The following is a 25,732-nucleotide window of genomic DNA, read 5'->3' on the forward strand; positions in this document are numbered from 1 at the left end:
TCTGGATCCCCTTAGCCTCCGGGTGCGTCGAATTCAGAGCACCGTGTGGGCCGAGTGAGGCAAGCACGATCATCGGCAAGTCCGGACGTTCGCCGCCCGCCCGCCTCGCGGCAGAAGCAGACGTTCGTGACCTCGCGATAGGCGGCAGTATCGCGCGGTCGGATAAGACCCCTCCGGGCGAAGCAGGCTATTCATTCCCCGGTTCGTCTGGCCGCCAGCTGACGGAAGGCGCCTGCACCGCGCAGCACGGATGACATGGACAGATCGGCCCGACGAGAAACTAGTGAGGGGGTTTCAGCTTCCATCGAGGTCGGGGGAAGTGACAGGTGTAGCCGTCGGGATGGCGTTGCAAATAGTTCTGGTGCTCGGAATCGGCCGCCCAGAACTCGCCGACCGGGTTGACTTCGGTGACGACTTTGCCGCCGGCGTAGCCGACGCGTGTCGACACGACACCCACCTGCTTGCCGATCAACTCCTGCATACCCCAAAAACACCCACCAGCTAAGACCGCAATCTGTAAGTCGTTCACTTGTCGCCCCTCCCTGAACCGAGACATGTGCCAAGACGCAGCGTAGCGATCGCGGGGGTGCATCAGCCATATGTAACATCCCCCGGCGGCCGATCTTCTGCAGACCCCATGGTGGCCTCGGACCGCAGGTCGCGGCACTTTCTTGCGTCCGTTGCCACTGCGCCGACCGTCGCTTGCGGCCCGGTGCTGGTGGGCAGCTTCGCAGCGATACCTGTACGAGCGTGCGCTCAGCAGTCACTCGGACCTGGTTTTCCGTCGAAGCGCTCAGCCAGATACTGCACGGCCGCTTGATGATTCACGATCTCCTCGGAGATGTGTTCGGTGATCGGACTGCGCACGATCCGAACAGGCGTGCCGCCCGAGCACCATGCGCGTATCGCCGTGTCCGCTTGTCCGACCGGGATGACTTCATCGAGATTGCCGTGGTAGCTGAAGACCGGTGCCGTGGGCGCGGCACCACCCAACGCGTGGCGGCGCAGCGCGGCGGCAGGACCCGGCTGCGCAATCGGGTCGGGCGCCTGCGTGTAGTCACCGAGCTTGCGCAGCGAGTACGAAGTAATCACCTCCACGCAGGAGGACCGCATCACCGCGAGCATGGCGCGCCCCTGCTCGTTCAACATTTCCTCGATGCCCGCTTCGGGATGCTCGGCGGACAGACCGGCGAGTCCGGCCAGCATCAGACCACTGAAGAGGTGCCCGTCCAGATTCCGGGCGACCACTGCCGGATCGGCAGGAAGCCCACCGAGCGCCACGCCTTTCAGAGCCACCTCGGGTGCGTAGGTCGGTTGTAGCTGGGCGGCCCATCCGGTGGGCTGCGCGCCACCGGAGTAGCCATCCAACGCCCAGGGGTTGGCCGCACCGATACCGCCTGCCCCGGAGTTGCGCACCGCGCGAATGCCGTCGAGCACGATGTGTCCCCCGGAAACCCCTGCCATAAAGGCTGAGCGCGGACCCTCGTGGTCGGGTATGGCCACCGCCCAGTTCCGATCCAGGAACAGCCCAGGGTTGCCCGAGGCGATCGACATCGACACCGACGGCGCGCACTGCCGACCGGCGGAATCCTGTGCGAACTGCTGCGACACCACAGGCCGTGCGCCGGGGCCGGTCCATTCGGCGATCGGAACGATCAAGGTCGTAATCGCCATGATCGCTTCGTTATCGGTGTCGTTGCTGCGATAGGAAATCTGCCAGCCTCGGGTATCCGGGATCGCCTTGCCGTCAAGCACAGGGGTTGCCGCGCGTGAGCCGATGATCTGGCCGGGCCGCAGCGAAGCCAGATCGGCCGGCGGTCGCCGAAATGGATCCTGTTCCACCGCCGCATCGGCGCCGGGGGTATCGGGGCTGGCGGCCGCGAACTGAGGCGCTACGCCGAGGATAAGCGCGGCGGTCGCGGCGGCGGCGACCCGCCGCCAGAGCACACAGACGGGGGCACTGACACGCATTTTCTACCTACTCCTCGCACAGTCGTCGGCAAGCGCCCGAGTAGTCGCACACCTGATCGACATAGACTGCCCATCATGGCAGCGACTGACATCGTTGGCAATTGCTACCGTATGCGCTGTGGCCATCAAAGACCTTCGTGAAGTGAGTCGTAGCGCGATCCGTGCAAGGGTCGCCGAGGTGGCCGAGGAGATGTTTCTGGCCGACGGCTTCGAGTCCACCACCGTCGATGCGATCGCGGCAGCTGTGGGCATGTCGCAACGCACCTTCTTCCGTTACTTCCCGTCCAAGGACGACCTGGTCCTGCACAACTTCGAGCAGCTGGGCGAGAATCTGTCCGAGCGTCTGACGCGACGCCCGCCCGAGGAATCGGACTGGGTTGCGCTACGCCACTCCTTCGACGTTGTCGCCGAGCAGTTCTCCGACCCACACAGACGCGCCCGCGGCCTGATGATTCAGCAGATCATCGACAACAGCACCGCGCTGCTGCCCGGCTACCTGGAGAAAATCGCGCGAATCCAGCACCGACTGGCAGCGGTTTTGCAAGCCCGCCGACTCGCAACCGCACCCGATGCCCACGTCGACGATGCTCTCCTCCACGCGTTGATCGGTGCGGCATTCGCCTGTCTGCAAGCTGTCGTCTCCGAAGCAGCGAATTCGACCGAGGGAACCGACTTCGTCGCACGGCTGGACTCGATAATGTCTGCGATTCACCCCGAGCCCGGCCGCTGAGCGGCAACGTCGGCGGTAGTCAGGCGAAGTCCCTGGTCTTAATCGCGGTTCCGACAACGCATCCTCGGCAGAAGAGCGCGTTTGGCGCTGGTGCCGCGGCCCTCGGGATCGCGCGGGTCGCGGCATGAGCGTGCATTGGGTTGTATGTGGAGAGCGGCTCGCCTCACGGAACGATCCTGTGTGCGGCGCCGCTTCGAGAACAGCGCCTCGGGAGCCGTTACCGGGCGTTCACCCGTTCAGGTGACGCCGAATGGTTCCCAGGGATCTACCCCCGCCTCATATGCGGCTGACTCGTCCTTCACGTGTTGGAAGCGCGGGTCCTCGATGTCTTCGAACGAATCAGCGCTGATCGGGTTTCGCGGCCACTCGTTGCGCAGCAGCTTGACCAGGAACTCGGCCATGCCGCACGGATACACCGTCCACTCGAGCCTCCCCCGCGCATATACCGCGACCGGCCATCGGTCCGGGTCCGGGTCGGTCGTGGCCCAGCACAGAGTGTCACCGGCGCACGTTCCTCCCCAAATGAGCAGGTCCTCTCGCCGATACCGGCCTCGGTCTCCCGGAGCCCACTTGCGCTCCCAGTCGAGCGGGTCCTCCCAATCGGCCATCGCCACTCTGGCGAGCGTGGGTGCATGGGGCTGGGCTGCGGTGCCGCGAGGGACGAGAATGCCGATAATGTCCTCGATCGAGCCGTCACCGAAGGCTGTCACGAAGGCCCGGTAGTCGGCCGGGAAAGAGGTTGCGCAGGTACTCCAGTCGACAGTGTCCCCGCACGTCGGCCCGATGCACGACAGCACATCCGCGAGGCCGGCCATGGCAGAGGACTGATCCGCACTCACGCCACACCCCTTCTGGTCGTCGCGACGCCCCGCCTTGCAACACCGAAACCCTACCAGCACAGAGCCTTTCGACAATCGACTATTGCGGGAGCCCTCGATGCAGGCAACCCGAGATGATCTCTGCCCGTTGATCTTACGTAGACCCGCGCTAAGCGATTCGGATCACACGGGTCGCGGGAGCTGCGGATGTTGACCGGACACAGAACCTCCACACGACAACCGGCCGCGAACACAAGCTGCTGACGACCAGCGCGAGGGCTCCGGCCCATGCCCAAGCGTCGGATCAGCCCGTATCCGCTCATCGGCAGATCAGTGCGTTCGTCAGCCGGCGCCGCCGTCCTCCGGATCGCGCAATACCGGACTACTGCTCATATTTGCCGCCTCCTCGACCGCCACTACGCATGGCCAGGTCATGGCGCCGCAGGTCCGCTGTCCTGGTGGAACAGCCGACCCGCAAACGCGGGGCAGCTATCCAAGGTTTGAGGAGCATCGGGAAGGAAGTCACACTGAGCAGGGAGGTGAATCTCCGGCTTACTCAGGAGAAATCGGCGAGGTGGTCGCCGACCCATTCGGCATAGCCGCGGGGCGCATGCCCGGTGAGTTCTTCGACGACGGTGTTGACCTCGGCGGGCTTGCCGACGGTCACGGCCATCAGGTCGAACAGTGCGTTGATGAACGCCGGGTCCATGAACTGCGCCATCTGCGCACGCACCGGAACATCATCGAGCTCTTCGAAGGTGAGTGGGCGACCCAAGGCCGCACCCAGGACCTCGACCTGCTCGACCTGGGTCAGCGATTGCGGGCCGGTGAGCTCGTAGACCTTCCCGGCGTGACCGCCGAGCAGCACCTCCGCGGCCACATCGGCCACATCGTTCTCGTGGATGACCGACGCGGCGGCCTGCCCGTACGCGGCGCGGATGACATCGCCAGCCGCCAGCTGCATGGCGAAGGTCAGTGAGTTGATGGCCGGGAAAAGCAGGCGCAGGAACGTCCATTCGATCCCGGATGCCTCGACCGCCGCCTCCACCTCGTGGTGGTACCGCGCGATCACATCGGGCTGAACCTCCGCGCCATCGACCACCGCGCCCGAGGACAGGAACACGATGCGCTTCACCGCGGCGCGTCGCGCGGCGGCGAGCAGCGGCGCGACCTCCATGCCGTAGGGCAGCACCAGGAAGATCGCCTCGACGCCCGAAACGGCTTCGGCCAGAGCGTCTTCAGAGGTGAGATCACCCGCGGTCACTTGTGCACCCGCAGGCAGTCCTGCCGTTTCGGGGCGGCGAGTCAGAGCGCGCACTGGCAGGTCCGCGGCCAGCAGGGCATCCACAGCCTGGCGACCGAAGTGAGCGGTGGCGCCGACGACGAGGTACATGGTTCTTCCCTTCGTTCCAGCGACCCGGGGAGGCCGCCTGTCAGAAACATATCAGAACGGAATGATCTATTCCACTCCAGTCTCCCACTTGGTGGGAACGGTTCAGTCTGGTCGCAGCGGGTTTCGACACGGCGGTACCGGCGATGCTGCACCCCTTGCACGGAAATGGAGCCAGATGTGGACGTTTGTGACCGCGCGCCCAGTGGCATGAGAGTGCGTCGGGCCGAGAGCCCCGAACTCTGGACGTTCCTGGGATCATTGCGGTGCGGCGAGATCCTTTCCGGCACCGTCACAGCGATTGAATCGTTCGGCGTGTTCGTGGCGCTCGACGATGGCCCCCCGCATCCGCTCTACCCGGGCGTCGGGTTCATCACGTTCCCAGAATTGTCGTGGAGGTGTTTCGAGGCTGCATCCGACGTTGTTCAGGTCGGGCAGCGCGTTTCGGGTGAATTCCTGCAGTTCGATACCTGGAATGCCGAGGCCAGGCTATCTCTACGAGCGATGCGGCCCGACCCCTTCGTTGCCTGTACCGAGCGCACCACCGTCGGCGGAGAACTACACGGGCACGTCACCCAGCTGGTGCCCTTCGGCGTCTTTGTCCGAGTGGCGGATGGGATCGAGGGGCTGATTCGTCGCCGAGACCTCACCCTGCCAGCGGACGAAGTCGTCCAGATCGGGGACGGTGTCACGGTCGTCGTCACCCATGTCGACCGAGAAAAACGTCAGCTGTTCCTCTCCCGACAAACCGCCGGTCAGCTCTGAGCTTCGAGCTGGTTACCGCAGTCGTCGCAAAGCTCGATCGGCGGCGTTGGCCCCGCACATGCCGTGTGCGCCGGGACCGGGTGGGGTCGCCGCCGAGCACAGGTAGTGGCCTGGGAGGCCGGTGTCGTAGGGCTGCAAGGTTTTTCGGGGGCCGAAGACCAGCTGTGGGATGTTCTTGGCGCCGGTCATGATGTTGCCGCCGACGTAGTTGGGGTTGTAGTCGGCGAATTCCGTGGTGGTGCGGGTGGTCAGGCCGACTACACGGTCTCGGAAGCCTGGTGCGAAGCGTTCGATCTGGGCGATGATCGCTTCGGTGGCGTCGCCGGTGTAGCCGTTGGGGACGTGCGCGTAGGTCCAGACGGGGTGAACCGATCCTGCGGATCGCTGAGGGTCGGCGAGGTATTGCTGGCCGACCAGGACGAAGGGGCGCTGGGGCATTCGGCCGACGTGGATGTCACGTTCGCCCGCGGCGATTTCGGCGAAGGAGCCGCCCAGGTGCACTGTGCCGGCGCGACGGGCGGCCTCGGTGGTCCACGGGATGCCGCCGTCGACGGCGAAGTCGACCTTGAAAGCGCCGGGGCCGTAGCGGAATCGATGGTAGGCGCGTGCAATTCGAGTGGGGAGTCGGTCGGCGAGGATCTCCGCGACCGCGGTCGGGGCGAGGTCCCAGATGGTGATGTCGGATGGCGGCAGGTCGGCCACCGAGCGCACCCGGACGCCGGTCTCGACCTTTCCGCCGTGGTCGGCCAGTACCGCGACCATGCTGTCGGCGATCTGCTGGGATCCGCCGACCGCGACCGCCCAGCCGTACCGGTGTCCCGCCGTCAGGATGCCGAGCCCGACGCTGGCGCTCAACGGGCGTTCGAGGGGCTGGAAGGCGTGTGCGGCGACGCCGCCGAACAGTGCCCGTCCCGCTTCGGTGCGAAAAGCTCGCGCGAGCAACGTGGCGGGCGCGGTCGCCGGAATGCCGAAGCGTGCCAGGCGGATCGGATGTCGAGGAATACGCAGCAGCGGGCGCATGATGTCGGCGTCGAATATGTCGTAGTCGGCGACCGGGCGCTCGAACAGCGTGCGCCACAGCCGTTCGTCGGCGCCGAGGCCCGCGGCGGTCTCGGTGACCGAGCGGTGCAGCACACCGGCGGTGCCGTCGTCGAGGGGGTGGACGCAGTCGAGTTCCGACCACGCCCACCGCAATCCGTACCGTTCCAGGTCGATGCGCCGCAAGAACGGCGAGCCCACGGCCATCGGGTGGATGGCCGAGCAGTGGTCGTGCAGCAGACCGGGCAGGATCGCCTCGCTCGAGCGGGTGCCGCCGCCGATCGTGTCGGCCGCTTCGAGGACCGTCACCTCCACACCCGCGCGGGCCAGGGTGATGGCCGCGGCCAGCCCGTTGGGGCCGCTGCCGACCACTGTCGCCGTTGTCATCGACGTGCCTTTCTCTTGTTCGGGATATCGTCCGGTGCTCGGCTATTCGGCCGGAGCCACCACGCCCTGCTGCGGTGCGGCGACCGCGCCGGTGACGTCTTCACGCCGCCAGGTCACGGTGTGGGCGATGGGACCGTCCGGCAGCCACGGCAGCGCCTCGACCGCGTCGGCCACCTCCCATGTTCCGCGTTCGATGACGCCCAGCGCCGCGTCGACCACCATGTATTGCTGCGTGCTCTTGTGCACCGGCTGCGACTCCACCCACACCACGATCCATTCTCCCGGAGCGAAGCCGACCCGTGCCTGCACCGCGTCGATCAGGTCGAGATTGTGCAGGTGACCGTCGCCGAAGTTGAAGCCGATCAGCGAGTTGCAGGCGAACTCGGCTTCGCGCACGGTCCAGCGATCGATGTCGGGAAGGTGCTTGTACAGCAGGGAGAACAGGCCGCGGCCCTGACTGTGCATGGAACGCCAGGCGATGGTCTGCTGCATGGTGATCTCGGCGACCGCGGGCGGGTAGCCCATGGCCAGCAGCTGGTCGACCTGGTTGTCGGCGGGGCGGTGCGCGATGGTGTTGAGCTTCGCCTCGGCCCCCGGTGCGAAGGCCCACAGCGCCGAGGCCCAGTTGCCGGCGTACTGACGCATGGACGGCAGGAACGACACCAGGTCGGGGCGCAGGTTACCCAGCACGGGGAAGAAGGCGAGCCCTGCCGCGATCGCCACCGTCAACCATGGCGACGACATGTCGAAGACGCCGTACCCGTCCGAATTCGGGAAGCCGAGGAACAGGAACACGGTGAGGTAGGCGAACAGGATGTTCCACTCCAGCGGCACGGCCAGCGGGAAGGTGGAGGTGATGAACAGGTGGAAGATGACCATCATCGCGACACCGGCCAGGGTCAGCCAGTGGTTCGTCGAGAACAGCAGCACGATCGGGGTGAGCACCTCCACGGCGGTACCACCGACATGGGCCATGAACGAGGCCACCCGCGACGGGCGGATATCGTGCGGAAAGTCGCGGTAGTGGGCGCGTTTGATCGACCGGAACGGCATCGCCGGGCTGTTGGACACCATCGGGGGCACCACATTGGTGAAGTGCTTGCCGAACTTCGAGACGCCCGCGCCGACCCACACGATCACGATCAGCAGCTTGGCCGCGATGATCATGTCGGTGAACGGCAGCACCGCGAAGAACAGCAGCGCGGGCAGATACTGCTCGCCGCGAGCCGCCAGGAAGATCGTCTTGTCGCGCAGCCCGCACAGGATGTAGAGCACGATCGGCGCGATCAGCAGCACCGGCCGGACCAGCCCGGAGGTGTTGTCCGGCAGCGCTTCCAGCAGTGCGACGGTGGTTCGGCCCGGTGCGACCAGGGCGATCACCAGCGAGGCGAGAAAGCCCAGGTACAAGACCACGTCGAGGGCGGTACGCGAGTCACCGTTGGTGAACGGCACCCGATACCAGGGCCGCAATCGAATACTTCCCCGTCGGGCGAAGTACAGGATCCCGCCGGTCATGGGCTTGAACTTGCCCGCCAGCGGCCCCCAGGAGCCCGCGACGCCGACGGCTTCGAGCAGCACCGTCCACAGGACCAGCTTCTGGTAGACCACCGGCTGGTTCCACCACTGCGCCACATCCCAGAACGGTCCGGTGCCCGAGGTGGCCGTCGCGATCGCGATGCCGCCGATGATGTAGAGTACGAGCACTTTCACGAGGTACACGGTGTGGATCATCTTCGGCGTACCGAATCCGTATTCCGCCCAGTGCAACGCCAGCGTCCGCATACGTTCGCGCAGCGGCAGATCCAAGAATGTCTCGGTGTCCACCGGCGGGAAATCTCCCGTCTTGAATCCCATGGCTCGATCCCTTTCTTCCGGCTTCCGGGCGCGAGGGATCGCGACCGAAAGACTGTCTTTCGTTCGAAGTGAATTGGGGTGCTGAACAGTTCAGGTGCGCGCGGCCAGAAGCCGCAGCTGCTTCTTGTCGATCTTGCCGACCGGATTGCGTGGCATCTCCGCGGTCAACACGATCGCGGCGGGAACCTTGAACGCCGCGAGTTCCGCGCGGCAGTGCTCGATCAGCTCTTCGATGGTGACCGTGGCCTGTGGCGCGACGACCACGTGGGCGACCGGTACCTCGCCCAGCACGGCGTCGGGCACACCGACGACCGCGGCTTCGTGGACGGCGGGGTGGCGGTAGAGCGCGTTCTCGATTTCCTTGGGGTACAGGTTCTCCCCCGCCCGGATGATCATGTCCTTGATCCGGTCGACCAGCACCAGGTAGCCGTCGGCGTCGAAATAGCCGACATCGCCGGTGTGCAACCAACCGTCCACGACGGTCTTCGCCGTCTCCGTCGGCCTGCCGAGATAGCCGCGCATCACGTTCGCTCCGCGAATGACAACTTCGCCGGGTTCACCGGGCGCCGACAACACGCCGTCGATATCCATGATCGCCACGGTCTGACCGGGCAGCGGAATCCCGACAGTTCCCGGCTTGCGTTGGCCCGCTACGGGATTGAGAGTCGACGCACAGGTTCCCTCGGACAGACCGTAACCCTCGACAATCGGCACACCGAATCGCTGCTCGAACCGGGCGATGAGCTCGCCGGGCATCGGCGCGGCACCGCAGATCGCCAAGCGCAACGAGGAATTGTCGGGACGAGGACCGTCGGGCTGGGCGACCAGCATCGCGTAGATCGCGGGCACCGCCGAGAAATACGTGGGTCGGACCCACTCGACCGTGTCGAAAAAGCCTGAGGCGGAGAACTTTCCGGCGATAGTGGTGCGTCCACCCGCCAGTAACGGCGACAGCACACTGACCACGATGCCGTTGACGTGGAACAGCGGCAGGATCAGCAGGCTGTGGTCCGTCTCGTTCAGGCCGAGCGAGTCGATGATCATCGAGCACATGGCGGCGAGGTTCTCGTGACCGAGCAGCACACCCTTGGGCCTGCCCGTGGTGCCGCTGGTGTAGATGATCAGGGCGAGATCGTCGGAGGACGTGGTCGCCGCGACGGGGCCGGCGTGCTCGGTCAGTTCCGCGATGTCGAGAGTGATTGCGGGCCTGCCGGCTTCACCGATGACGACGGCGGCGCCGGAGTCTTCGACCTGGTATCGGATGTCGTCGTCGGTGAGTCCGGGGTTCACGGGAGTGACCGCGGCGCCGAGTCGCCAGGCCGCGAACAGGGCCACCACGAGGTCTACCCGGTTGGGCAGCACCACCGCGACGACGTCGTCGGGCCGCACGCCCTCTCGATGCAGGACCGAGGCGGCGGCGTCGACCCGAGCGTGGAACTGCGCGTTGGACAGGGTGACGGTGTCGTCGGCGATGCAGTGTCCGTGCGGGTCGGCAGCGGCTCTGACCTCGGGCAATTCGGCGATGTGTCGCATGATTCCTCACCGGTGGCGAATGTGATCTGGGTTACATCACTCACGGTAGGGCGCGGATGAGGTGCCGACTACGGGCCAGCAGCCCAGCGTTGGACCGACGTGTTGTGCCACGGGCACAAACCGCGCCACACACGCGAGCGTCGGGGGTACTGTCTGCGGCCATGGCCCACGACAACGATCCACTGGTGCGTGCGGTGGCGGGCCGGATCAAAGCCGACCTGGACCACCTGTCACCGCGGATGACCACAATGTTCACCGAGGTCATCCCGGAATTCCGGCACGACGACGAAGTGCGCAGGCTGATGGTGGCCAGCACCGAGTCCAACCTGTCCGCGATCCTGGACATGCTCACCCTGGCCATCGGCCTCGACGACATCACCGTGCCACCCGCCGCCGCCGAATACGCCCGCCGCTTCGCCCAGCACGACCTGTCGCTCGAGGCACTGCTGCGCGCCTACCGGCTCGGCGAGAACATGTTCGTCCAGTGGACGATGACGCTGCTGGCCGAATTGAACCCGCCCACCGACGTCGCGATGGCCACCGCAGCCCGCATCGCCTACCTGGTCAACAGCTATATCGACCAGGTGATCGAGGGCTTGATCGATATCTACGAGAGCGAGCGCCGCCGCTGGGACGCGCGCACCGACGCCGCCCGCGCCGCGCAGGTGCGCGCCGTCGTCGACGCCGACGACCTGGATGTGGGCTCGGCCGAGCAGATGCTGTCGGCCTCCCTGCGCGGCTGGCACCAGTTCGCGACGTTGTGGACACCACCCGGAACCCGCGACCCTCGCGCGTCCCTGCGCGCGGGCACCGCCCTGCTGGCCACAGCCACCGGCAAGACGCCGATGACCGTGGAAGTCGACGATCACAACCGGTGGGTGTGGATCTCGTCGGTGGCCCGGCCCGTGCTCGACACCGAACAGCTCGCCCACGATCTGCGCGCCCATCCGAATCTGTCCATCACCCTGGGCGATCCGGCCACCGGCCTCGAAGGATTCCGCCAGACCTTCCGTGACGCACAGCAAGCCCGCGCAGTCGCACTGACCAGGCGAGAGCACGGACTCACCGTCCATGCCGATGTGGCGTTGACCGCCCTGTTCGCCGACCGGGTGCCCGAGATGAGGGTGTGGGCCGAGCGCGTGCTCGGCGCACTGCTGGGCACCGACGAGACAGCAGCACGGCTACGCGAGACCGTCCGCGCGTTCCTCGACGCCCGTGGCAGCTACACCGACGCCGCCGCCCGGCTCCACGTCCACAAGAACACCGTCCACTACCGGGTGCGCAAAGCCGAAGAGCTGCTCGGACATCCGCTCGGCGAGCGCAGGCTCGATATCGAAGTGGCCCTGCTGACCTGCGCCCAACTGGGCATACCCGAGGCTCCTCGCGAGCCACGGCGAAACCGTCGCAGGTCAGCCGAGACGGCAGCGGACGACGTGACCTGACGACCAGCTGTTCACCGAGACCTTCGATTTCGGCAAGGCCGTCGACTACTGCGCCGGTGAGAACAGCCCGCGCAGTTGCCCTGACCTGGCGGCGCCGGGAACGGACTACACGTCGAGTTGACTGATCCAGGCGAGATAGGCCGAGGTCTGTGCCCGGAGATCGTCGACCGGCCAGCCATCGGGCTGCAACGCTGCCGGAAGCGCGGGGTCGGAGGTGAGCAGATCGAGCGCGGCGCTCACGACCGCGAATCTTGCAGCCGGGTCGGGGTTTTCGATGTCGTCGAGCAGGGCGCGCCCGCGTGCCGACCAATCGGTCAGAGGCCACAGCGCGGCGGTTAGTTCGACCGGGTTCTCGACCGGCCGGAGGCGGAACTGGAGTGTGGTGGCGGCCAGGTCCACGGGCAGCTCGCGGACGAGGTTGGCCGGCCGCAGCCAGACTCCCTCGCGAAGTTCGGCCAGGCGAAGCGAGAGCAGCCTGGCGCGCAGGGCCGCGCGCTCGGACGAAGGCCGTCCGGCGGCCGTGATGACGACCTGCTCCCAGTCGCCGTCCCAGGGTCGAGCGGGCGGGGCGGCGAGTTCGGCCCGACGTGCACGCAGGGCGGGGTCGAGCGTGTAAGCGCGCTGTTCGCGGATCAGTTCGCCCGCGGCGACCATCCGCGACACCGCGACACGCACCGTTGCCTCCGGATATCCGACAGCGGTCGTGGCAGCGCAGATTTCGCTCGAGGTGGTCGTCGGTGACTCGGCCGCTATCAGAATCCGGATAATCGCCGAACGGGCCGACACCGGACGGACCCGTGCGTCGAAGCCGGTAGGAGCGGATTTCACGAGCCCGAGTCTACATATTTCACTATTGCCGCGACTGTCAGAGAACTGTAACGTCACAGGGTATGACCACCCCCACATCCACGACCTCGTCCTTCCCGCTGGCCGGGCGCACCATGATCATGTCGGGCGGCAGCCGCGGCATCGGGCTCGCGATCGCCGTCGCCGCCGCCCGTGAAGGCGCCAACATCGTGCTGCTCGCCAAGACCGATACGCCGGACCCCCGGCTGCCGGGCACCGTCCATACCGCCGCCGCCGAGATCGAAGCCGCCGGTGGACGGGCGCTCGCCGTGGTGGGCGATGTGCGCGACGAAACCTCGGTCGCCGGCGCGGTGGCCCGCGCGGTCGAACGTTTCGGCGGCATCGACTACTGCGTGAACAACGCCTCGGCGATCGCTCTCGCCCCCACCGAGGAACTGCCGATCAAGCGATTCGACCTGATGCAGCAGATCCAGCTGCGCGGCACCTATCTGCTCTCGAGCGCCTGCCTGCCGCACCTGCGCCGCAGCGACAACGCCCACATCCTGAGCCTGTCGCCGCCGCTGAATCTCGCACCCGAATGGCTCGGCGCCTATCCCGCCTACATGCTCGCCAAGTACGGGATGTCACTGCTCACGCTGGGCTGGGCCGCCGAATACGCCGAACACGGCATCGCCGGCAACTGCTTGTGGCCCGAGACCCTGATCGCCACCGCCGCGGTGCAGAACCTCCTCGGCGGCGACGACGCGATCGCCAAAGCCCGCACCCCGCAGATCATGGCCGATGCCGCCGTGGCGCTTTTGCGCAAGGACGCGCGATCGGTCACCGGAAACACGTTCCTCGACGTCGACGTGCTGCGTGCCGAAGGCGTCACCGATTTCTCGCCGTACGGAGGTGCCGACGGGCTGGAATACGACATCTTCGTCGACCCCCCGAACAAGCGCGGCTGAGCCGCCTACCCGCAGCGCGAGCGCAGACGCTTCCGTCGCCGCCCGAAACGCGCCTGACGTCGTCGAACACAGCCGGCTCCGGGACTATCCTCGGTAGAGCGCGGGCGCACCAGCGCACCGCCACGAGGCCGCACCGAATCGAGCCTGAATGGCCGACAACATGCCGACGCAGCGCAGCTCGGCCACAGGGATCGCCGCGGAATTGACCGCCGAGGGCTTCGAGGACGCCGAGGAGATCGGGCGCGGCGGTTTCGGCGTGGTCTACCGCTGCGCTCAGCCCGATCTGGACCGTGTCGTCGCGGTGAAGGTACTGACCGCCGAGCTCGACCCCGACGGACTGCAACGGTTCGTGCGCGAACAGCAGGCGATGGGCCGCCTGTCCGGACACCCACATATCGTCGCGGTCTTCCAAGCAGGCACCACCCACGGCGGGCACCCCTACTTGGTGATGCCTTATCACGCGCGTGGCTCGTTGGAACAACGCATCCACGCCGTCGGCCCGCTGGATTGGGCGGCAACGCTGCGCTTGGGCGTGAAGATGGCGGGCGCGCTCGAGACCGCGCACCGGGCCGGCATCCTGCATCGTGACGTGAAACCGTCCAACATCCTGCTCAGCGACTACAACGAGCCCGAACTCACCGATTTCGGGATCGCCCGGATCCAAGGCGGATTCCATACGACCACCGGGATCGTCACCGGCTCCCCCGCTTTCGCCGCGCCGGAAGTCCTGCGCGGCGCGCAAGCCACGGCCGCCGCCGACGTGTACGGCCTGGGCGCAACCCTGTTCTGCGCCCTCACCGGCCATGTCGCCTACGAGCGGCGCGTCGGCGAGCAGGTGTTGTCGCAGTTCCTGCGGGTCTCCGCGCAGCCGGGGCCCGGTCTCACAGACCACGATGTGCCCGACGAGGTCAGAGCCGTCATCGAGCACGCGATGGCGACCGATCCCGCCGACCGTCCGGACAGCGCCGCCGCCCTCGGTGCGGAACTGGTTGCGGCCCAGCGCAGTACCGGCAGCCCGGTCGATGTCCTGCGGGTCCCCGATACCCAGCGACCGGTCGCGGTGCCCATCGCCCCGGGGTCACGGGCCCGCGAACGCACCACCGCACCGCCCACACCCGCGACGAAGTATCGCCCGCCGACCCCGGCGCGCGCGACCCTCGCCAGAAAGCGTCTGCTCGAGCACCTGCGCACTACCGAAGGCACCCGGCTCACCGCCATCCACGCGCCCAGTGGATTCGGCAAGACGACCGTGGCTGCCCAGTGGCACGACGAGCTGGTCGAGCACGGCGCCGCGGTGGCGTGGCTGACCGTCGACGAGGACGACAACAATGTCGCCTGGTTCCTCACCCACCTCGCCGAGGCGATCAGACCCACGGTTCCCGCTCTCTCCGACGACCTCGACCGGCTACTGGAAGCCGACCCCGAAGACCCGACCCGCGCCGTGCTCACCGCACTCGTCGACGGCTTACACGCCGACGACCGGCGGGTGACACTGGTACTCGACGACTGGCAGCGAGTCACCAGTCCCGCCTCTGTCGCAGCGGTCCGGTTCCTGCTCGAGCACGGCTGTCACCATCTGCCCCTCGTCGTCACGAGCACCGAGCGACTCGACCTGCCGTTGAGCAGGCTGCGCATCCACGGTGAACTCGCCGAAATCGACGCCACCACACTACGTTTCAACGCCGACGAGGTACACGCGTTCCTCGCCGAAGCCGGCGGGGTACACCTGAGCACCGACGAGGTGTCCGCGCTGGCCCGCGCCACCGACGGCTGGGTCGCGGCGCTGCAGCTGACGGTTCTGTCGCTACGCGCGGGCGAAGACCCGGCGCATCTGCTCGACAGCCTCGCCGCGCACCCCGACATCGGCGCGTTCCTGGCTGAGAACGTTCTCGGCGCACTGGATCCGGACACCCTCGAATTTCTCATGACGACCTCGATCTGCGAGCGGATCTGCGGCGGACTGGCCACCGCACTGACCGGTCGCGCCGACGCCGCTGCCCTGCTCGCCGACATCGCCGACCGCGGCTTGTTCCTGCTTCCCACCGGTCCCGCCCACGACTGGTACCGCTACCACCAGTTGTTCGCCGGATACCTGTGCCGCAGACTGGCCCAGGACCGCCCGACCGAGATCACCGGGCTGCGGCTGCGGGCCGCCGACTGGTTCGCCCACCATCACCTGCTCAACGACGCGGTCGAACACGCACTCGCCGCCCACGACCCCGAACGGGCGGCGGATCTGGTCGAGCAGAGTGCGGGCTACCTGCTGGAGCGGTCGAGAATGGTGATGCTGCAAGGCATTCTGGTGAAGCTGCCCAGCTGGGTATGCCGGACCAGACCCCGTATCCAGCTGTTCGACGTCTGGATCAATCTGGTGCTGCGTAGACCCGCGGCCACCGCGTCCTCCCTCGCCCGCTTCGAGACCGCGCTGGCCGCGGCTCCACCCGCCGAACCCGAACGCACCGATCTGCGCGCGGAAGCCGATGTCGCGATCAGTGTCCGAGAGATGTTCGCCGACCGGATATCGGAGCTGGACGGCCTGATCGGTGACGCGTTGGCCCGACCCGACGACTTCTCCCCGCGCATTCCCGGGGTGGCGGCCAATATCGCCACCTTCGCGGCGATCCAGCGCTTCGACTTCGACGAGGCGCGCCGATGGCAGCTCTGGGCGGCGCCGTACCACGAGGCGACCGGCCCGTTCCTGTCGGTGTACGGGCGGTGTTTCGCGGGTGTGGCTGCCCGCGAACAGCTCGACATACCCGGCGCGGAGGACCTGTTCACAACCGCGCTCGATACCGCACGCACGACCATGGGCGCCGGCGCCCACGCAACTCGCCTCGCCTGCGCGCAGCTCGGCGAATTGTCCTATGAGACAGGCGATCTCGAAACAGCAGCCGATCTACTGGAGCAGAGCAGGGAACTGTCCGCCGAGGGTGGCGGCGGCGTGGACTTCATGCTGGCCACCTACGCGACCGGGGCGCGGGTACGCGCACTGCGCGGCGACCGCGACGGCGCCCTGGAACTCCTCGACGAGGGCATGTCCCTCGCCGAACGCCTGGACCTACCACGCCTGGCCGCCCGAATTCGCAACGAAAGGGTGCGTCTGGGTGTCGAACTCGGCCCCACCGTGTCAGCCGCGGTGATGAGCGCGCGCACGATTCGACGTGATGAGGGAATCGCCACGGCCATCGATGAATCCGATGAGGACTCCGCGATCCGGTTGTTGCTGACGACGGATCGGCTCCGGGAGGCGATCGAGCGCGCCGAGAACTTGGTCGCCGCGATAGACACGCGGCGCAGGCCGCTGGCCGCATTGCGCGCCGGGTTCCTGCTCGGCAGCGCCCTGCGCCGGGCCGACCGCGAGGCCGAGGCCGACCGGATCCTCACACCACTGATCCGGCGATGCGATCGCCTCGGCCTGGTCCGCCTGCCCGCCGACGAGATGGCGACCTAGAGGGTTCCCGTACCTCAGCGGACGAGCTTGCCGAGGATGTCCCGTAACGAAGCGCGCTCGTGGTCGGTGAGTCGTCCGAAGAAGTCGTCGGCGTCCTTTGTCCGGGCGGCAGTCAGGGTGGCGAGTGTCCGCGTGCCCAGCGTGGTCACCGCAACGAGAATCGCGCGACGGTCTGTCGGGTCGGGTCGCCGTGTGACCAAGCCGGCCTCCTCGAGCGCGTCCACCACCTCCGTGGCCGACCGGGCGCTGATCCGCAACGCGTCCGCGATGGCCGACAGCCGGAGCCCCTCGTGCTCACCTGCCACGCGAAGCGCGCGGGCCTGGTGTGGCGTCAGCCCCATCGGCGCGTACGCCGCCGACCAGCGCCGACGGAGCGTCCTGGCCACCTGCATCAGGAGGTCGCTCTCGTTGTCGGGCATAAACCCGCCTCTCGCTTTGTTTTCCCTACCAGATAGTGAGGTAACCTCAGCATAAGCACAACCCAAGGGGGTTGCATATGGAAGTGAAAGTCTCCGCCGGAGGCGGCCGCACCCGCCGACCCGACCCGGCCGACCGCGCACAACTGCGCGAGTCCCCCGTGTCCCTGCGCCGCATCGCCGCGCTCTTCGCGCCGTACCGGCTTCAGCTCACCCTGCTGACCGTCCTGATCGTGGCGGGTTCGACGATCGGCCTCGCCTCGCCGTTCCTGCTGCGACTGGTGATCGATGACGCGCTCCCCCACCAGGACGTCCCGCTCCTGCTCTGGGCAGTGGGCGGCATGCTCGCCGTCACCGTGCTCACCGCCGTGCTCGGCGTGGGCCAGACACTCATCTCCACCACGGTCGGGCAGCAGGTCATGCATGTCCTGCGTGCCGACGTGTTCCGCCATCTGCAGCGGCAGTCGCTGGCGTTCTTCACCCGCACCCGTGGCGGTGAGGTCCAGTCGCGCCTGATCAACGATGTCGGCGGCATGCAGTCCGTGGTCACCAGTACCACGACCTCCATCGCGAGCAACGTCACCACCGTGGTCGGCACCGCCGTTGCGATGGCCGTGCTGTCGTGGCGGTTGTCGCTGCTGTCGCTGGTGGTGCTGCCGCCGGCGATCTGGCTGACCCGGCGCGTAGCGCTGCTGCGCCGCGACATCACCGCCCAGCGCCAACGTCACCTCGCCGAGCTGCACGGCCAGGTCGAGGAGGGACTTTCGGTGAGCGGCGTGCAACTGGGCAAGACCCTCGGCACCGGCCCTCTCGCGTCGGCCCAGTTCGAGAAGACCTCACACGATCTGGTCGGCCTCGAAGTGCGCTCACAGCTCGCGGGCCGCTGGCGGATGGCCACCATGAGCATCCTCTTCGCGGCCATCCCGGCGCTGCTGTACCTCGCCGCCGGTCTGCCGGCGACCAGCAGCGGCATGACGATCGGCACGCTGGTCGCCTTCACCACGTTGCAGGCGGGGTTGTTCAGGCCGCTGATGGCTCTGCTCAATGTGGGTGTCGAAGTCACCAGCTCGATGGCGTTGTTCAGCCGGATCTTCGGCTATCTCGACCTTCCGGTCGAGATCGATGAACCTACCCAGCCGGTCGACCTCGACCCGCGCGATGTCGTGGGCGAAGTCCGGTTCGACGATGTCAGCTTCCGCTACGACGCCGCGGGCCCCGACGTGCTCGATGGCGTCTCGCTCGTCGTGCCTCCTGGATCGACGCTCGCGCTGGTCGGCGAGACCGGTTCCGGCAAGACCACCCTCGCCTCGCTCGTCGCGCGACTGCACGACGCGACCGGCGGCCGGGTAACTATCGACGGCGTCGACGTCCGCGATCTGGAGCTCGGCACCCTCGCTCGCATCGTCGGCGTGGTGTCTCAGGAGTCGTACCTGCTGCACACGACCATTCGTGAGAACCTTCGCTATGCCAAGCCGGGTGCGACCGATGCGGAGATCGAGCGCGCGGCCCGTGCCGCCCAGATCCACGAGCTGATCGCCTCGCTGCCCCAGGGCTACGACACGGTGGTCGGGTCGCGCGGTCATCGGTTCTCCGGCGGTGAGAAGCAACGCATCGCCCTCGCCCGCACCCTGTTGCGCGACCCGCGCGTGCTGGTGCTCGACGAGGCGACCAGCGCCCTCGACAACGAGACCGAGCGTGCGGTACAAGCCGCCATCGACATCGTCGCCCAGGGCCGCACGGTCATCACCATCGCGCACCGGCTCAGCACCATCCGCGATGCCGACCAGATCGCGGTCCTCCACCATGGCCGGGTCGCCGAGCTCGGCGACCACCGGACCCTCGTCGACGGCGGCGGACGCTACACCCGGCTCAACGGCGCCGCCGACGTCGTGGCGGCCTGATCGGCCTACCGAGGTCGAGGCCGTCGATCTACGGACAACCGCCGAGCCACCACCATCCACCGCCCAGTTCCATTGTCGGACAGATCGGATCGCCGAAACCGTCATACGGTTCGGGACCAGGCGATTCGGTGAAGTGCGCGTAACCGACGGCGCCGTCGGGGATTCCCAGGTAATCGGGCACGAACCGCACCGGAGGTCCCCCGACCGTAGTGATAGTCGCCACTTTGCAATTCGCCGACACAAAACACAGGTGCCCCGGCAAGGGACTGCCGTAGTAGCCGCCGTCGTCCGGAGTCTCCAGTGCTGCCACCGCTGTGAACGCCGGTCGCTCGAGCCAGAATCGGGTCCGCGCCCCGACCTCGGGACAGGTGACGAACAGAATTGGTGCCCCGATGCCCACCACGGCCATCGCGGCGGTGATCGCCAGCGGCCATCGCTGTGTCTGCTTGCGGGCACGGGCCATCGCGACCGCGAACAGCGCGATCACTGTCAACCACGCCATCCCGAGCACGGGTAGCGCCAGCAGCCACAATTCCGTCATCACCCAACCCCGATGCAAGCTGACCATGATCGCCGTCAACATCAGGAATGCGGCGCATGTGGGCGCAACCGCAGGAGGGGACTTCGCGAGGAGCACGACGACAACGTATCCCGCCCGCGTGGCGGTTCCGCGGTGAGAATGTGCGGAATTCGTGTGGCTGGAACTTTGAACGCGAATTCAGCCCCGCCACAGGGACCTTCATCGAGTAGCTGCTGACTCGACCCATCGACGAAGAAGATCTCGCGGAAGACCTCTGAGCCTCAGCAAGAAGCGGGCGTCAGCCGTGCAATCCGCCTCGGGTCTGGCGGACTTGGTGCCAAAATAGTCGTGTACCAACATCTTCGAATCGCAGGTGCTACCGATAACTGGCATGGCCGAGGGGTGAAAGACTTGGCCGTCCAGCGGGGTGACGGCTGCCGGTACGGGAGCGACGTGATGCTGACAGCGAGGACGCTGGCCGAGGCGACCACCTACCTGAGCCTTGTCGCCGCATCCGATGTGGCCCGGCACGGCCCACCCGAAACCTCGCTGACCGAAGGAACGCAAGCGTGGACGGTCCACTCGCAGCTCGGTGATGTCGCCGCGCACTCGAGGCGGACATGGCCTACTCCGCCCGGCCCGGTCAGGACCGCGCGTCTGTTGAGCTGAATTGGCAGTTCGCGGCCGAGGCGGTCGGTGAAGCGATGAAATTCTTGCCCGAGGGCGCGGACAGACTGCCGGAGAGAGCATTCTGGTCCGAGCTCGGCGAACAGTTCGCGCGCGAGCAGCCCGACGGGATCACCCGGGCAAAGCTCGTCGACGACCATGAGTACTACACAGGCACCCTCGACGACTTCCGTCAGCTCTACGGTGAAGCCTCAAAATCTACCCGACATGATCCGGAGGGCGCGGCTACTCCCCCGTGGAATACCGACCCAGCCTCCGCCCGACCGGCCACGGCCCGATCGGAACCGTGGCCGCGATCGGGCGGTGGCATGAGAAGCGCTCGGCGTCAGCAGTCTCGGTTCGCGGCCAGTGCCGCGAGCAGGTCCAGGTCGGCCAGGGCCTCGGCGTTCGCCCCGACCTCGCTGATCGTCGACATGGCTTGCTCGTACAGTTGCCTGGCCTGCAGCCGACTCCATTCCCGCCCACCGGCGGCTTCGACCAGCTCGGCGGCACGGACCAATTCGGCGTCGTCGAGCGGCTTTTCACGCAGGTAGAGCTCGGCGAGCGCGCCCGCTTCCGGGGTGTTCGAGCGCAGTGCGAACACCACCGGCAACGACTTCTTGCGGCTGCGCAGGTCGGAGAACACCGATTTGCCGGTGACGTGGGGGTCGCCCCAGATGCCGAGCAGGTCGTCGGTGTGCTGGAAGGCACGGCCCAAGCGCCTGCCGAAATCTTGCAGCCGCAACAGCTCACCGGAGTCCGCGTGTCCGAACAGGCCACCGAGTGCGGCCGAACACCCGAATAGCGCCCCGGTCTTCTGATCGACCATGGTGAAGCACTCGTCGAGCTCGACATCGGTGCGCCGCTCGAATCCCAGGTCCGCGCACTGACCCTCGACGAGGTGCAGCACCGAGCGGCTCATCAGATTCGTCGCTTCGACGATCGGTGTGTCCGGCTCCGCGGCGAGCAGGGAATACGCCTGGGCCACCAGCGCGTCGCCGGCGAGGATGGCAGGCCCGATCCCGAACGCGGTCCACGCTGTCGGCCGGTGCCGTCGGGTGGTGTCTCGGTCCATCACGTCGTCGTGCAGCAACGAGAAGTTGTGCACCAGTTCGACCGCGACGGCAGCGCGCACGGCTTCTCCCACGTCGCCGCCGGTCAGCCGCGCGGCCGAGAGAACGAGGGCAGGGCGAATGGCCTTGCCGCCGTCGTGACGTTCCGGTCGCCCGGTCTTGTCCCACCAGCCGAAGTGGTAGCCCACGATCGTGCGGACCGTGGCAGGCATCATCTGCACGGTGGCATGCAGGGTGGCCGCGCAGGTCTCCCGACATTGATCGAGGACGTCGGCGGCCGTGCGCGAGCTGTGCGCCACAGCGGGTGTGGGCACCGGGATCGGCGTGGCTGCGACATGCGGAGTGCTCATCGATTCACCTGCACTTCGGTCAGCGCGCCGAGTGCGTCCGGAACGAGCACTGCCGCCGCATGATTGGCGCTGATGAGGTAGGAGGCGATGGCTCGGTCGTCGATGCCGGTGAAGCGGACGTTGACGCCCGGCTCGACTTCGTCGGGCAGACCGGTCTGGCGCAGGCCGATCACCCCGTCATCCGACTCACCGATCCGCATCGCCAAGATGGTGCTGGTTCCGCTCGGTGAGATCGGGATCTTGTCCGAGGGCAGCAGCGGCACGTTACGCCACGCGTGTACCCGTCTTCCCTCGATTTCGGTGTGATCGGGGTAGACGCCCTGGGCTGTGCATTCGTGGCCGAACTGGGCGATGACGCGGGGGTGGGCGAGGAAGAACGCGGTCTTGCGACGGCGGGCCAGCAAGCGATCGAGGTCCTCGGGTGTCGGGCGGCCGGTGGCCGAGCACAACCGCTGACTCGGGTCGACGTTGTTCAGCAGACCGTAGTCGTGGTGGGTCAGCAGGTCGCGTTCCTGACGTTCCCGCAACGCCGCGATCGACAGGCGCAGCTGCTGGTCGAGCTGGTTCATCGGCTTGTTGTAGAGGTCGGTGACCCGGGTGTGCACACGCAGCAGCAGTTGCGCGATGCTGAGCTCGAGTTCGCGTGGTTGCTGGTCGTAGTCGACATAGGTCCCGGGCAGCGTCGGCTCACCCTGCTGGCCCGACAGCAGTCCGATCGCCGCCTGACCGTATTTGTCGGCACCGCTTCGTTCGGCGGCGACCGCGGCCCCGAGGCCGGCGACATGGGCGGCGAGGCGGGGTTCACGGGCGCACAGGGCGTCGAATACGGCGCGCGGCAACGCCAGAACCGTACAGGCTGTGTTCGCGGTCGCTGTGTATTCCCAAATGGCCTGCCCGCCAAGGAGTGTGGAGGCACCGAGGTGGCTGCCGTCGTCGAGCACGTCGAGCTGTACCTGCTGACCGTAGTCACCGGGGCCGGTGAGCACGACCCGGCCGTGGGCGAGCACATAGGCCGCGTCGATTTCGTTGCCGAACTCGCAGATCGTCTCCCCCGCCGCGAACTCCTGCTGCGTGAACAGGTGGGCGATCTCGCGCAACGTGTCGTCATCGTCGAAATCGCGCAGCGCGCGCAATTCGCGCAGTTCGGCGGGGACCACCTGGTACCGGCCGTTGGCCAGCGTGCAGGTGACGTAGCCGTCCCCGACGGTGTAGGTCAGGCGCCGGTTGACCCGGTAGGTTCCGCCGTCGACCTCGACCCAGGGCAGCATGCGCAGCAGCCAGCGGGGCGTGATCCCCTGCATCTGCGGAACAGATTTGGTGGTGGTCGACAGTGTGCGGGCGGCGGCGACACCGAGCGCTGTCGGTGGGTTCTGGGCGGTGCTGGTCACAAGGAGGTCCTTCCCGGCGAGGTGGCATGGGTGGCGACGGATCCGACTCGGGGTCGAACCCGGGCGGCGGCGGTGCCGATGCCCGAGGGTCCCCACGTGTGGACCGGCCGGGCGGCGGTTCGCGGTTGATGGCCGACCGGGTAGCGCAAGTTCTCGGGGCGGTAGCGGCTGGTGTCGCGATGCCAGTGCAGGATGCCCGCGATCCAATCACGCAGTTCGTCGATATAGCTGGTCAGCGCCGCGCGAGCGGCGTCGTCGAGTCGGTGATGTTCGAACAGGACGGGCAATTCGTCGTCGACGAGTCGCTGGAACTGTCGCATTCTGGCCCGCATCAGGTCGTCGACGACCGTAGCGGCGACGTCGCGGTCGCAATCGAAGAACGACTCGACCACCAGGATCGCGTTGTGCAGCTCGGATTCGTATTCGATTTCTTTTTGATAGGAGTAGAAGTCGTTGATCAAACAGCCGTAGTCCTGCGCGGCGTGTTCGATGCCGCGCATGGTGGTGGACTCGAACACCGCATCGGGGATCAGGCCGCCGCGGGCGATCTTCGACAGTGCGATCGTCAGATCCGAGCCGAACGTGCGACGGCGCATCTCCAGGTAGTCGACCGGGTCGGGGACGCGATGCTGGATGTGGTTGGCCAGCTCCCACAACCAGCTTTCGGTCATGGACTCCACCGCTTGCCGGAAGGTGCGCCGAGCCGCCGGCGACATCGGCCCCGCCGTGCGCGACCACAGGTCCACCAACGACCGTTCCAGCGGGTTGATCGGTGCGTCAACAGGTTTCAAGTCCAGCGGCATGAACGTCGACAGCCTGGCGTTGCAGGCTTTCGCGCCGGCCATCGCGGCGGCACCCTGGGTGGGCGGGAAAACGGTGGGAAAATAGTCGTCGCCCCAGGTCCCCCAGGTGAGCCATTCGGCCGACAGCGTGAGCACATCGACATCGGCGTCGGGGTCCAAACCGGCTGAGCACAGCGCGAAATCGAATCCGGTTGTATCGTCGCGAGTCCACAACTGCCGGCCACCGAGCTCGGGCAGCGGATCGTGGAATCCGACCTGTTGCGCCCAGTCGATGCTGGCCGAGCGTGCCACGGGCAGGTGCGGTGACAGACTCAACTCGAACGGTACGTCGAAGTCCGGCAGCGGCAATTGCCCGGTGCGGCGCAACGGAGTCCGGGTGTGGCTGCGCACGCCGCCCGGCCCGGCGAGACCCTTCCAGAACCCGGGTCTGGCCAGTTCGGTGCCGATTCCCGCGGGACCGAACGACATCGGCCCCGTCGCGGCGGAGCCGTTCATGTACCGATTGGACCGCAGGTGCCATTCGTGGCCACCCGACTGCCAGTCCTGCAGACCGTGCGCGTACGACAGCGCCGCCGCGCACTGCACCGGGTCCAGCCCGTGCTCGTCGAACAGCAGGGGCAGCTCGGTGAGCACGGTGTTCTCGAACTGGTGGATCCGTGAGGTGAGCTGGTCGTTGACGATATCGGCGGCCTGCTGTGGCGAACAGTCGAAGAACCGCTCTACCACCAGGACTCCGTTGTTCACCTCGCCTTCTTCCTCGGTCTCGCGCTGATACGAGAAGATGTCGTTGCGTAAGTGGACCGCGTCGGAGAACGTGTCCTTGAGCACGCGCATCGGCCGGGTGCCGACGATGGCTTCGGGAATCTCGACGCCACGGGCGTACTCCACCAGATCAGCCGACCACGGTGCGCCGCCGACCCTGCGACGCATCTCGATGTAGTCGATGGGATTGGGAATCCGGGCGGTATTGATATTGCCTATTTCCCAGACACAGTCGAGCAGCAGGTTCCGGGTGCTTTCGCGGAACCGTTCGCGCCAGCATTCCGACATCGACGGCACCGTCCTGGTCCAGAGGTCGGCGAGACCGCGTTCGTCGGGATTGGTCGGTTCGGGCATCGCGGCACCGTCGGGCGGCATGAAGGTGGCCAGACGGTCGAGATACCGCCGTGCACCGTCCATGTCACCGGTGCGTTTGAACGCGTCGAGAAAGTGGTCGTCGAAATAGAAGACCCAGGTGTACCAGTCGGTGACGGTGTCGAGCACCGGTGCGCCGGCTTCCGGATGGGTGTAGGCGCACAGGCCGGCGTAGTCCATGCCGTCGAAGCTCGCCTCGTCCCACACCACGTCGCCGCCGACGGTGTCGCCGAGCATTCCCATCTCGTAGGCCCACTGTTTGGTATGTGCCCGTGCTTGTTCCACGTGCGCGTTCAGCCGCGCGGGATGAGCGACGTAGAACTCGGGCAGCTCGAAGGGCTGCACGAT

At 67.0% G+C, this 25,732-nt stretch carries 20 protein-coding genes; 7 read left to right on the plus strand and 13 right to left on the minus strand.

The genetic code is table 11. From position 1 onward, the window contains the following. Positions 1 to 280 precede the first annotated feature (280 nt). Complete coding sequence (locus ACFULV_RS23380) at positions 281 to 529, minus strand: peptide-methionine (S)-S-oxide reductase (protein ID WP_378660034.1); 249 nt, start codon at positions 527 to 529, stop codon at positions 281 to 283. A gap of 227 nt (positions 530 to 756) precedes the next feature. Further along, positions 757 to 1,971 (minus strand): lipase family protein, encoded by a 1,215-nt coding sequence (locus ACFULV_RS23385; RefSeq protein WP_378660037.1) that lies wholly within the window; start codon positions 1,969 to 1,971, stop codon positions 757 to 759. 118 nt (positions 1,972 to 2,089) lie between these two features. Here ACFULV_RS23385 and ACFULV_RS23390 point away from each other — a divergent pair, with 118 nt between their 5' ends. Next, positions 2,090 to 2,701, plus strand: coding sequence for a TetR family transcriptional regulator (locus ACFULV_RS23390; protein WP_378660040.1), 612 nt, complete (start codon positions 2,090 to 2,092; stop codon positions 2,699 to 2,701). Between the two features lie 236 nt (positions 2,702 to 2,937). On the opposite strand, the gene ACFULV_RS23395 is transcribed toward ACFULV_RS23390, so the two are convergent. Together ACFULV_RS23395 and ACFULV_RS23400 are read right to left on the minus strand one after the other, a co-directional pair. Further along, on the minus strand, positions 2,938 to 3,540 hold the full coding sequence (locus tag ACFULV_RS23395) for a hypothetical protein (RefSeq protein ID WP_378660043.1): 603 nt from the start codon (positions 3,538 to 3,540) through the stop codon (positions 2,938 to 2,940). A gap of 535 nt (positions 3,541 to 4,075) precedes the next feature. Beyond that, the gene (locus ACFULV_RS23400) at positions 4,076 to 4,912 is read right to left on the minus strand and encodes an NAD(P)H-binding protein (protein WP_378660045.1); all 837 of its coding nucleotides are present in this window, start codon (positions 4,910 to 4,912) and stop codon (positions 4,076 to 4,078) included. A 177-nt stretch (positions 4,913 to 5,089) separates the two neighbouring features. Between ACFULV_RS23400 and ACFULV_RS23405 the strand changes: the two genes are divergently transcribed. Further along, positions 5,090 to 5,674 carry a S1 RNA-binding domain-containing protein gene (locus tag ACFULV_RS23405; RefSeq protein ID WP_378660046.1) on the plus strand — a complete coding sequence of 195 codons (585 nt, stop codon included), beginning with the start codon at positions 5,090 to 5,092 and terminating at the stop codon, positions 5,672 to 5,674. 12 nt (positions 5,675 to 5,686) lie between these two features. Here ACFULV_RS23405 and ACFULV_RS23410 read toward each other — a convergent pair whose 3' ends face one another. The 3 genes from ACFULV_RS23410 to ACFULV_RS23420 form a co-directional block, all read right to left on the minus strand. Beyond that, the gene (locus ACFULV_RS23410) at positions 5,687 to 7,099 is read right to left on the minus strand and encodes a phytoene desaturase family protein (protein ID WP_378660048.1); all 1,413 of its coding nucleotides are present in this window, start codon (positions 7,097 to 7,099) and stop codon (positions 5,687 to 5,689) included. A gap of 42 nt (positions 7,100 to 7,141) precedes the next feature. Then, a complete protein-coding gene (locus ACFULV_RS23415; RefSeq protein WP_378660051.1) occupies positions 7,142 to 8,953 on the minus strand; it encodes a DUF3556 domain-containing protein in 1,812 nt (603 codons plus the stop codon). Positions 8,954 to 9,043: 90 nt separating this feature from the next. Further along, positions 9,044 to 10,486 (minus strand): class I adenylate-forming enzyme family protein, encoded by a 1,443-nt coding sequence (locus ACFULV_RS23420; RefSeq protein WP_378660054.1) that lies wholly within the window; start codon positions 10,484 to 10,486, stop codon positions 9,044 to 9,046. 161 nt (positions 10,487 to 10,647) lie between these two features. On the opposite strand from ACFULV_RS23420, the gene ACFULV_RS23425 reads away from it, so the two are divergent. Further along, entirely contained in the window at positions 10,648 to 11,928 is a 1,281-nt protein-coding gene (locus tag ACFULV_RS23425; RefSeq protein WP_378660057.1) for a helix-turn-helix domain-containing protein, read from the plus strand. Positions 11,929 to 12,033: 105 nt separating this feature from the next. Here ACFULV_RS23425 and ACFULV_RS23430 read toward each other — a convergent pair whose 3' ends face one another. Then, on the minus strand, positions 12,034 to 12,756 hold the full coding sequence (locus tag ACFULV_RS23430; protein WP_378660060.1) for a PaaX domain-containing protein, C- domain protein: 723 nt from the start codon (positions 12,754 to 12,756) through the stop codon (positions 12,034 to 12,036). A 62-nt stretch (positions 12,757 to 12,818) separates the two neighbouring features. On the opposite strand from ACFULV_RS23430, the gene ACFULV_RS23435 reads away from it, so the two are divergent. Both ACFULV_RS23435 and ACFULV_RS23440 read left to right on the plus strand, forming a co-directional pair. After that, positions 12,819 to 13,682 carry an SDR family oxidoreductase gene (locus ACFULV_RS23435; protein WP_378660062.1) on the plus strand — a complete coding sequence of 288 codons (864 nt, stop codon included), beginning with the start codon at positions 12,819 to 12,821 and terminating at the stop codon, positions 13,680 to 13,682. 148 nt (positions 13,683 to 13,830) lie between these two features. Continuing rightward, positions 13,831 to 17,133, plus strand: coding sequence for a protein kinase (locus ACFULV_RS23440; RefSeq protein WP_378660064.1), 3,303 nt, complete (start codon positions 13,831 to 13,833; stop codon positions 17,131 to 17,133). Between the two features lie 14 nt (positions 17,134 to 17,147). Here ACFULV_RS23440 and ACFULV_RS23445 read toward each other — a convergent pair whose 3' ends face one another. Then, on the minus strand, positions 17,148 to 17,552 hold the full coding sequence (locus tag ACFULV_RS23445) for a MarR family winged helix-turn-helix transcriptional regulator (protein ID WP_378660067.1): 405 nt from the start codon (positions 17,550 to 17,552) through the stop codon (positions 17,148 to 17,150). Between the two features lie 77 nt (positions 17,553 to 17,629). Here ACFULV_RS23445 and ACFULV_RS23450 point away from each other — a divergent pair, with 77 nt between their 5' ends. After that, entirely contained in the window at positions 17,630 to 19,450 is a 1,821-nt protein-coding gene (locus ACFULV_RS23450) for an ABC transporter ATP-binding protein (RefSeq protein WP_378660069.1), read from the plus strand. A gap of 28 nt (positions 19,451 to 19,478) precedes the next feature. Here the strand turns inward: ACFULV_RS23450 and ACFULV_RS23455 are convergent, their stop codons facing one another. Beyond that, positions 19,479 to 19,991 carry a hypothetical protein gene (locus ACFULV_RS23455; protein ID WP_378660072.1) on the minus strand — a complete coding sequence of 171 codons (513 nt, stop codon included), beginning with the start codon at positions 19,989 to 19,991 and terminating at the stop codon, positions 19,479 to 19,481. 435 nt (positions 19,992 to 20,426) lie between these two features. Between ACFULV_RS23455 and ACFULV_RS23460 the strand changes: the two genes are divergently transcribed. Beyond that, positions 20,427 to 20,639 (plus strand): hypothetical protein, encoded by a 213-nt coding sequence (locus ACFULV_RS23460; protein WP_378660075.1) that lies wholly within the window; start codon positions 20,427 to 20,429, stop codon positions 20,637 to 20,639. Positions 20,640 to 20,982: 343 nt separating this feature from the next. Here ACFULV_RS23460 and ACFULV_RS23465 read toward each other — a convergent pair whose 3' ends face one another. The 3 genes from ACFULV_RS23465 to ACFULV_RS23475 are packed head-to-tail and all read right to left on the minus strand — an operon-like array spanning position 20,983 to position 25,729. Then, complete coding sequence (locus ACFULV_RS23465) at positions 20,983 to 22,059, minus strand: family 2 encapsulin nanocompartment cargo protein polyprenyl transferase (RefSeq protein ID WP_378660078.1); 1,077 nt, start codon at positions 22,057 to 22,059, stop codon at positions 20,983 to 20,985. After that, complete coding sequence (locus ACFULV_RS23470) at positions 22,056 to 23,447, minus strand: family 2B encapsulin nanocompartment shell protein (protein ID WP_378660081.1); 1,392 nt, start codon at positions 23,445 to 23,447, stop codon at positions 22,056 to 22,058. The genes ACFULV_RS23465 and ACFULV_RS23470 overlap by 4 nt, the downstream gene beginning before the upstream one ends. Beyond that, the gene (locus tag ACFULV_RS23475; RefSeq protein WP_378660083.1) at positions 23,444 to 25,729 is read right to left on the minus strand and encodes a germacradienol/geosmin synthase; all 2,286 of its coding nucleotides are present in this window, start codon (positions 25,727 to 25,729) and stop codon (positions 23,444 to 23,446) included. The genes ACFULV_RS23470 and ACFULV_RS23475 overlap by 4 nt, the downstream gene beginning before the upstream one ends. Positions 25,730 to 25,732: the final 3 nt, after the last annotated feature.

This window comes from Nocardia sp. NPDC057272, from assembly GCF_042668615.1.
Lineage (GTDB): Bacteria > Actinomycetota > Actinomycetes > Mycobacteriales > Mycobacteriaceae > Nocardia.